At 41.1% G+C, this 8,663-nt stretch carries 8 protein-coding genes and 2 tRNA genes; 1 reads left to right on the top strand and 9 read right to left on the bottom strand.

Translation table 11 applies throughout. The features are described 5' to 3' along the window. Positions 1 to 254: 254 nt before the first annotated feature. The 8 genes from B3F51_RS11550 to B3F51_RS11580 form a co-directional block, all read right to left on the bottom strand. A complete protein-coding gene (locus B3F51_RS11550; protein ID WP_286947206.1) occupies positions 255 to 1,235 on the bottom strand; it encodes a DUF3883 domain-containing protein in 981 nt (326 codons plus the stop codon). 72 nt (positions 1,236 to 1,307) lie between these two features. Beyond that, positions 1,308 to 1,688: a type I restriction endonuclease subunit R, EcoR124 family gene (locus B3F51_RS11555; RefSeq protein WP_349680221.1), complete on the bottom strand. Its 381-nt coding sequence runs from the start codon at positions 1,686 to 1,688 to the stop codon at positions 1,308 to 1,310. After that, positions 1,675 to 1,803 (bottom strand): hypothetical protein, encoded by a 129-nt coding sequence (locus B3F51_RS16220; RefSeq protein WP_349680222.1) that lies wholly within the window; start codon positions 1,801 to 1,803, stop codon positions 1,675 to 1,677. The genes B3F51_RS11555 and B3F51_RS16220 overlap by 14 nt, the downstream gene beginning before the upstream one ends. Positions 1,804 to 2,182: 379 nt before the next feature. Then, positions 2,183 to 3,001, bottom strand: coding sequence for a DUF2971 domain-containing protein (locus tag B3F51_RS11560; protein ID WP_286947208.1), 819 nt, complete (start codon positions 2,999 to 3,001; stop codon positions 2,183 to 2,185). A 90-nt stretch (positions 3,002 to 3,091) separates the two neighbouring features. Next, positions 3,092 to 3,183: transfer RNA gene (locus tag B3F51_RS11565), tRNA-Ser, on the bottom strand. A 45-nt stretch (positions 3,184 to 3,228) separates the two neighbouring features. After that, positions 3,229 to 3,317, bottom strand: a tRNA-Ser gene (locus B3F51_RS11570). A gap of 83 nt (positions 3,318 to 3,400) precedes the next feature. Next, positions 3,401 to 4,462, bottom strand: coding sequence for a branched-chain amino acid aminotransferase (locus B3F51_RS11575; RefSeq protein ID WP_286947209.1), 1,062 nt, complete (start codon positions 4,460 to 4,462; stop codon positions 3,401 to 3,403). Positions 4,463 to 4,709: 247 nt separating this feature from the next. Then, positions 4,710 to 5,786, bottom strand: coding sequence for a 3D domain-containing protein (locus B3F51_RS11580; RefSeq protein ID WP_286947211.1), 1,077 nt, complete (start codon positions 5,784 to 5,786; stop codon positions 4,710 to 4,712). Positions 5,787 to 6,097: 311 nt separating this feature from the next. On the opposite strand from B3F51_RS11580, the gene mutY reads away from it, so the two are divergent. Beyond that, positions 6,098 to 7,207, top strand: coding sequence for an A/G-specific adenine glycosylase (mutY, locus tag B3F51_RS11585; protein WP_286947212.1), 1,110 nt, complete (start codon positions 6,098 to 6,100; stop codon positions 7,205 to 7,207). 3 nt (positions 7,208 to 7,210) lie between these two features. Here the strand turns inward: mutY and amrA are convergent. Then, on the bottom strand, positions 7,211 to 8,663 hold a 1,453-nt coding region (amrA, locus tag B3F51_RS11590; RefSeq protein ID WP_286947215.1), incomplete at its 5' end, for an AmmeMemoRadiSam system protein A.

Raw genomic sequence — 8,663 nt, forward strand, 5'->3', positions numbered from 1 at the left:
TGCTTATAATTTGACGGACTACAGTCTGTTTTTCCCTTTAATATGCGATCCTTTCCTCGTAATACAATTATAATATAACGAGGAAAGTTTACATTATAAAAATTGCAAAAGGGATTTCGCAAAAATCCTCGTTATAAATTCCGGGAAACCAGGATATAAGAACCCCCAATCTGTTATTTTAAAATCCTAAGCTCAATTAAGTAGAAATTAGGATTTTTTCAAGTCATATGAAGCCTGTTTATTTTTATCCACAATTAAAGTTTACATCTAGCTAACAAAATTTCTTCGATATTTAATATATTCCCGTCTTCATCAAGCCAACATTTTTTTTCATGTGAGTAAGCAAAAGTATATAATAGAGGGCTCTTAAGGCAATTAATAACAACGCATAATCTATAGGATTCCTTATACTTTTTCATATTCTTATATTCATTATAAGAAACTTCAACAGAAACATCAGCACCTGAAAGCCCTTTTACTTCAATTCGCAATTCTGTTTTCTCATTCTTAGCTTCTAAATCCCAACCTAAGTTTTTACTTTCAACGGAATTTACATCAAATCCTCGTTCAATAAATACCTCAGTAACTTTCTTAACTGCAATTTTTTCTACCTTTTTCTTTCTTTCAATATTGGCAGTCCTAATGACTGCTTTTTTTTGCGAAATATCTGCTTTATTTATTTCATAGCCCTCAATTTTTTTTAGTATCTCTTTCTTATACGCTTTTCCCAAATCAGACTCAGCATACCAAATATTCGCTTGCCCCATGGCTCCTTTTCCTTCACTTTGAACTCTTGGGACTCTAGGAAATGACGTTCTCTCATCTTCGCTTAATAATGTGGCGTTTTCAGCATTTACTTCCACATAATAACCAATGTATTCATTTCCAAATCTTCTTTCTCTTAATTTTCTATTTTGGTATTCTCTATAAACTTTGGCATTTTTATACCAACCCACAACATATGTCCCCCCATCTTTGTGTGTAGCAGTAAAAATTACCAGAACATTATTTAAATAATCATCTGTCGGTTTTGCCCCTAGACGTTTTAGATCGTTTCGCCCTTTTTGTTGAGCAAATCCATAAACTTTTCCTCGAATTTTTTTAAAATTAAATATTTCGTGTCCGTAACCATATTTATCTACAAACGCCCCACCGCCATGAAGCTCAGCATCATTACCACTCAGACCTTCATATCGTTCCATCCAAGTTGTGTTTAGAAATATCATCGGTTCCATCTGAAATATCCTCCAAATTCCTCATAAATTTTCTACAACTATTGCATTAAAAGATAATTACTCCTCACAACATCAATTATTATCATTTCTTGATTCAGCAACCTTTAACAGTTCACTCTTTTCCTCAACAGAATATTCCACCGTTTCATATTCCTGTTCTTTAAAAGAATTGGAACCCCCAATACCAAAATACTTATCAAAAAAAGTCTTTAGCTTATCGATAACACCCTGCTTCTTGGCTCTGCTTCCGCCTCCAAAACGAGATACTGGTGGCATCAATTTGTCAATATCGATACCTGCTGTCTTGATTTCACCATCACGGAGGGCATTTTCTAAAAATTTCCGAGTATCCTGCGGTTTGATCTTTTCATCCTTGAAGATCACTTTTAAATCATTTTCACGCTGTCTGACAACATAATCATGGCATTCAGTTATCACCTCATCGGTATTCATTAACACTGACTATAAAGGATTCAATCAGCTGCTTCTTACTGCGCAGTTTCGGTCTGGCATCAATAGCCTTGTCAATGGTAATCAGGATATAATTTTTTAAGTCCCACCCGTCCACTGCCCCCTAAGATCATTGGCAATTGCCCAGACTGCTCGGTGGAGTTCTCATCTCGTGCCTGTTCTTTCTTTGATAGTGCCAACCATTCAACTTACCCCCGCCATTTCAAACTATATTATTAATGTCCTTTACATTCTCATTTATTATCTTGTCGTGCTATTAATTTAGAAATTACCTGCAGTTATTATATCACGAAAAAAATTCTTATAATCCATGCAAAAAAATAAATAGTTTTGGGATATAAATCAAATAATTCAGCAACGGTTTTTTATTAAATTAGGGCTGACCTATTTCTAAAAATAAAAAAACTGCTACAATAGCAACAGTTTTTTCGTAAACACCATAAATGAACCATCAATTCTTAAAATTGAATTTATCTCTACATATCTTTTATTATATATTTATCCACACTTGAACCATCTGCTTGTGGTTTGTTACCGTCTTCGTAAAATTCAATTGAAGATCTCAATGGAATAGTATATGCATGTTTAACTAAAATTCCATGTCTTTTAGCAAAACCCAGCATATAATATTCTAAATCCACATCAATTCTAGGTCCTAAAATTATAGAAACCAAATCATTTTTCTGATAATCAAAATACTGAACATCTCTATGCTTTTTAAAAACAAAATACTCATGTGGTTCATTAGTTTTCATGTCATTTTCTTCATACTGCTTTATGTCTCGAATAATCCGCCACTCTGCTTCTTTTTCCCAATCCTTACTCTTAAATAGCAATGCTTTTTTTAAAGCATTTAAAATATACTCTTCATCTTCAATATATTTAGGTTGGTATCTAATATCATCGGGTACATAATTAACATTTTTGATGCCTTTGAATGTATTTGTAACTGCAAATTCTAAACAAAACCCTTTATAACTGTCTGCATAATAAGCCCACATCGATTTTGATCTACATGTTGTAGAAAAACAAACTGTTTTTAGCCTTGATATACGATCTTTTAATATTGGATGAAGCTGCCCCAAATTTGTACTAATAGAACTTCCTGCTACACGTGGAAAATAATTAATTACACCGCCTTCAAATGGATCATTATATTCTAAAGGATTAGACATAAATAATCGAAATTTTTTTAAATTTTCCTTCCAATAGTTTTCTTTGTCAAATCTCAAGAATTTATAAATTCGGTTTGGGCTCGGAAGGTCAACAAGTTCCGGATTATTACAATCAATCATCTGATACCTCACTGAATATTTCTTGTTCAATTTAAAAAACCTGCTACAATCGTAACAGGTCTGTCATCATATTTGATGCGTAGTTCATGGTGGCGGAGAAGGTGGGATTTGAACCCACGCACCGCGTTAACGGCCTATACCCTTAGCAGGGGCACCTCTTATAGCCACTTGAGTACTTCTCCAAAGGTAATAATGCAAATGTAACTATTCACTTTTCAAGCATTTGATGGCCGAGAGGGTGGGATTCGAACCCACGTGGGCTTGCACCCTAACGGTTTTCAAGACCGCCCCGTTATGACCACTTCGGTACCTCTCGTAATTCAAAATGCAAGACTAATATTACCAGTGAAAACGCCTATTGTCAAGTGTTTTGATAAACTTTTTTTAAATTTCTAATTTTTATAATTTAACAATCCAGTTCAGCGGATCTTCATTGTTGCCGGTTTGGACATCATAGAGGGTATCATATATTTTTTGCGAGTATTCGCCGATTTTACCGTCGTTAAAGGTCATCTCCACATCTTTCCACCCTAATGTGCCAATCGGCGCAATAACGGCCGCTGTGCCGGTGGCAAAGGCTTCGGTGATTTTTCCCTGCTGATAGGCCTGATATAATTCGTCGATGGTGATCCGACGCTCTTCCACGGTTTCGCCCCAGTGCTTTAATAGTTCAATCACACTTTTTCGGGTAATGCCGTTTAAGATCGTTCCCTCCAGTGACGGGGTAACAAAAACGCCATCGATTAAAAAGAAGACATTACTGGTGCCCACTTCTTCGATGTACTGTCTTTTTTCGCCATCCAGCCAGAGAATCTGTTCAAAACCCATTTCATGAACTTTCTGCTGAGCAGCCAAACCACCAGCGTAATTACCACCGCATTTGGCTTCACCGGTACCACCACGAACCGTTCGGGCAAATTCTGACTCCACATAAATGCGACTGGGAACCATCCCACCTTTATAATAAGATCCCACTGGCGACATGATAATCATAAATTTGTAGCGTTTGGAAACCCGCACCCCGATAAACGGATCGGTGGCAAAAACAAATGGCCGGATATAAAGCGATGTTCCCGGGGATTTAGGAATCCAGCTTTCATCCATCTTAACCAAGGCTTTTAAGGCTTCCAGCAAAAAATTCTCATCGATTTGCGGAATACACATCCGGGCATTGGAGCGGTTCATTCGTTTGAAGTTTTCATCTGGTCGGAACAGCTGAATCTCACCAGCTGGCGTTTTATATGCTTTTAAGCCTTCAAAAACTTCCTGGGCATAGTGAAGCACCATGGCTGAAGGCATGATCTCAATGGGGCCGTAGGGCTTAATGACGGCATCATGCCAGCCAATCCCTTCAGTATAGTCCATCTCAAACATATAGTCCGTAAATTCGACACCGAAGATCAACGAGTCCTCTTCTGGTTTTTCCTTGGGGTTTGCTGCTTTAACAATTTTAATTTCCATGTCTTCCTCCGAGTTCCATAGCAAAACAACACGCTATTTCGTATATAGGAGTAGTATAACAAGCATTGTATACAAAGTACAAGTGTATTTTTTTAGAATAATGTTTTTTCTAAGTACAAAAACAATACCTCTATTTTTTTCCAATATCACCTTTTTCGGTCCGCCATTTTACATTTGCCTCCAAACCCACCATTGCTCCGCTAAAAATTGGCAAACAAAAAGACGGTGAAAATCACCGTCTTTTTTACTACTCAACAAAGTATATTTCAATGTTTTGTCGGCCCCAGGCTTCGCATTCAGCTTCGCTATCCATATAAATATCGATAATCCCATAGCCGACTGCGCCTCCCCGATCTTCAACGGTATAGATACCGCCAAGTGCCGGGATATAAACTTTAGTTCCGAAAGGAATTCCTCCCCAGGTGGCAATCGTTCGGCCTGACTGTGGCACAGTTCCCGAAGCAGTGTTATTGCCAGTGGCGGTGTAAGCAGTGGCACTGACCACCATACTCCCTTTAAAACCACTTTCCTGATTTATGCTTGTACTGCCGTCACCGGTAGCACTTTTTTCGACATTGACATTCCCAATAATCGAAGATACTTCTACCGCCTCCGGCATTGTTATGGTTGTCGAGGGACCCACTTCAATAATTTCTTCGACCGCTGGCATGATGACTTCACAGGTAATTACTTCCCGGCTGACTTCGACACCATTTTCGTAGCGGATCTTTTCTTTCTTGTTGGCTTTGCCGTTTTGTCCAACCTGAACAACAATTCGGGTGCCCATCGGCAACTCAGGATTTTCTCTGATGGTGGCCTTCATCGGCACATCTTTAATGCCAGTTGATTCCACGTAGGATATCCGGGTTACTTTGATTGTTCCGGTTTTCTCAGTTAATGGGGTATTTAATCCCGGTTCAACCTTGTCATCCTCATCCGGCTTGACCCCGTTCTCTTCAAGAACATCGCCAACAGTGGCACCGCCTGATAAGTAGGCAATGGTTTTTCCATCAACTTGGATATTTCCGGAAATCTTCTTTTCAATTGTTACATCAATGACATCTTTAAACAAGGTTGTCAACGGCACGCTATATTTATATTCGTCACTGACCGGAAGTTCATTGGCAATCAGAACTTCTTCCAGGGATTCGAGTAGTTTTCCATTGGCAGTGTATACCTTGCCTTCGAAGTTGACCGAAACTTCTTTTTCAACGGTAAAAGCACTGGAAACACCCACAACCAGAAGCAGAATCAAAGCAATGATTCCGATCTTGACGCCGGGATATTTCTTGAGAAAACCACCGGTTTCTCTCTCTCTATTCATAAATAAAACCTTTCATTTTGTCAAAATTGCATAAATAAAAGTTACACGTTTGTTACAGCAAGTTTACCATCCTACCCATTTTATGTCAAGTTTTTTGTGGCGTTTACGGGTCTAAATGGTGACCCCATCCCAATTACAAACCGTGTTTTCGCCCATTCTAATGCCATAATGGGGGATGGGGTAAATTCTTGTCCTGGCCTTTTGGGGCTGTTTGACACCGGACAAGATAGTTTTTAGGAAACTGTTCTATACTACATCTTGTGCCTTATTTTATACTTTGAAATGAATGAACTTTAACGAACGGAGACCAAATGCTCGATATCAAAATAAATCAGCAGCAAATTGAAATGTTACAGACCGATCTACTTAAATGGTTTCAAAAAGCGAAGCGGGATCTGCCCTTTCGCCAAACCCGGAACCCCTATTATATCTGGATCTCGGAAATTATGGCGCAGCAAACCCAGATTGATACATTAATACCCTATTATAACCGATTTATAGCAACGTTCCCCACTGTTTTTTCCCTGGCGCAAGCCTCGGTCGATGAGGTCATTAAGACCTGGGAGGGGTTGGGTTATTATTCCCGGGCCCGCAACCTCCATCAGGCGGCCCAGATTATTGTCTCTGACTATGAGGGTAACATGCCCGAAACCTTTGCCAAACTGCTTAAGCTCCCGGGCATTGGCCCTTATACCGGTGGTGCCATCGCCAGCATTGCCTTTAATGAGAAGGTTAGTGCCGTGGACGGCAATGTTCTCCGAGTAATCAGCCGTTATGGCAACAGCTTTGATGATATTGGTGATGCCAAAACGAAAAAGCGGATGACTGCCTTTATTGAAGGCATTCTACCGGATGCCGCCGGCGATTTTAATGAAGCACTGATGGAGCTGGGCGCCGTGATCTGCACTCCCCAAAGTCCCAAATGCCTGATCTGCCCGATCCACAGCGGCTGTCAGAGTCATGCCGCCGGAACCACCGAACAGCTTCCGGTCAAAAAGAAAAAAACGAAGCAGCTCACTAAAAAAATGGAAGTTGGCATCGTCAAACAAAACAGTTGCCTATTTTTTGTGCGCCGGCCAGATTCTGGTCTGTTATCCGGGATGTGGTCCTTTCCGATTACCGAAACCGTGGCTGGTCATGGCCAGGACATCAAAAAAAAGCTCGCAGAAAATTTCCACGAGCTAAATGAACCTATCTTTATCGGCACCAACCGCCATGTTTTTTCCCATATTGTCTGGGAGATGTCCATCTATGGTTTTGATTTGGACAATGCAATCCGGGAACCAGTGTCAACTTCCCACCTCGTCTCCAACCAGGCGCACACACGCACAGACTATCAGTTTAAGGCGCTGTCCGAGATCGATGACCTGGCCTTACCGGTTGCCTTTTCAAAACTTTTAGATCAATTGACCAATTTTTAATGCTTACTGATGCCGGATCACTTGAAAGCGCTGCAAAATCACATCGCTGTCACTTTCAGCGATACCGGCTTTTCGTTTGGCAATGGCAATCTGTTCTTCCGGCGTGTTGACCCCTTCCAGATCAGGCAGCAGCAAACCCCGGTGGAGATCCTTCTCAACAATAACCCCATACTTTTTGGCATCCAGTTCAGCCAAACTGTTTACCACTTCGGGCACACCCAGGACATCCACCTTGATTTCCAGCTCCATCAGTTCCTGCTCTTCCACTGGCATAAAGCGGGGATCGTAGGTGCACGCCTCAATGGCATTGCGGATAATTTCCTGGGCAATACTTTCGGTCACTGGCCCGGTGGTACCGATGCAGCCCCGCAGTTCACCATGCTTATGCAACGAGACAAAAACTCCGGCCTGATTATTTTCCAGTTCGCCCAGAACATCGGCCTCGATTTCAACCTGACTTTTATAATGTTCAAAATTCAGCTTCCGGCCCCGTTGCACCCAGGTATTAATGGTGGCCCGGGCCAGTGCGACTAGGGGGCTTTCGTTTGAACGCCGTTCTTTATAGGAAAGCATTTTATCTTCTTCATAGCGAGTCAGCAGACTGGCGATTTTTTTATCGGTCAAATCGATAAAGGCCGACATGTAACCGACCCCAAAAGGCCCTTCATAAGAAAAGACCGTGGCTTCGGTGTCCAGACCATCAGTGGCCCCCAATCCCATCACGATTGGTTTTAACCCGCATTGGCCGGCTGGTTCATAGACCTGGTGGGGAACGGTTAGAATCGAGTAGTAATTCTTGGTTTTGATGCCGTTGACAATGTTTTCGTCAAATAACGGCCCCATTGGATTAAAGGCATATGGCCCCTCATCTTTAAGGCAATGGGAAAGATCAGCAGAAACCAGAATCATCGCTTCTTTACCCCGGGCTTCAATGGCTTCCCGGATCACTGTCCCCATTTTATAAAGCTCAATCAAACTCAGATCACCAATTGTTACATGGACAATCTTATAGCTTCGATAGTATTTCTCGATAAAATAAAGCGGCACCAGCACCCCATGATCAAGTTCCAGGGCAATTTTATACTCTTTGGCAATTTTATGATTCAAAAAAATGGTGTGGCAGTTATTTTTAGCAAAACCCACGTTCAGCTCATCCAGTAGCCCCATATCGCACTCTTTTGTCAGGCTGATCTCCGGATATCCAAAATTTCGCAAATCACCACTGATCTGATTTTCATAAACCACCGCTGCGCCATCGCGAAATACATTGCCGTGGGGCGTAATACAAACAATCACCTCCGGCTTGATTTCCGCCACCTTCAGCGCCAGATCCCGTAATCCCCGGATCGTTTTTTGTGCTTCATTCTCCCGACCTTGCCCAACCTCCGGGATCAACACCGGCGGATGACAGGCAATGCCCAATCCTTTTAAATACATAGTTTTATACATTCCTTTC

The sequence above is a fragment of the Acetobacterium sp. UBA5834 genome (assembly GCF_002435675.1).
In the GTDB taxonomy this organism is placed as follows: Bacteria; Bacillota; Clostridia; order Eubacteriales; family Eubacteriaceae; genus Acetobacterium; species Acetobacterium wieringae.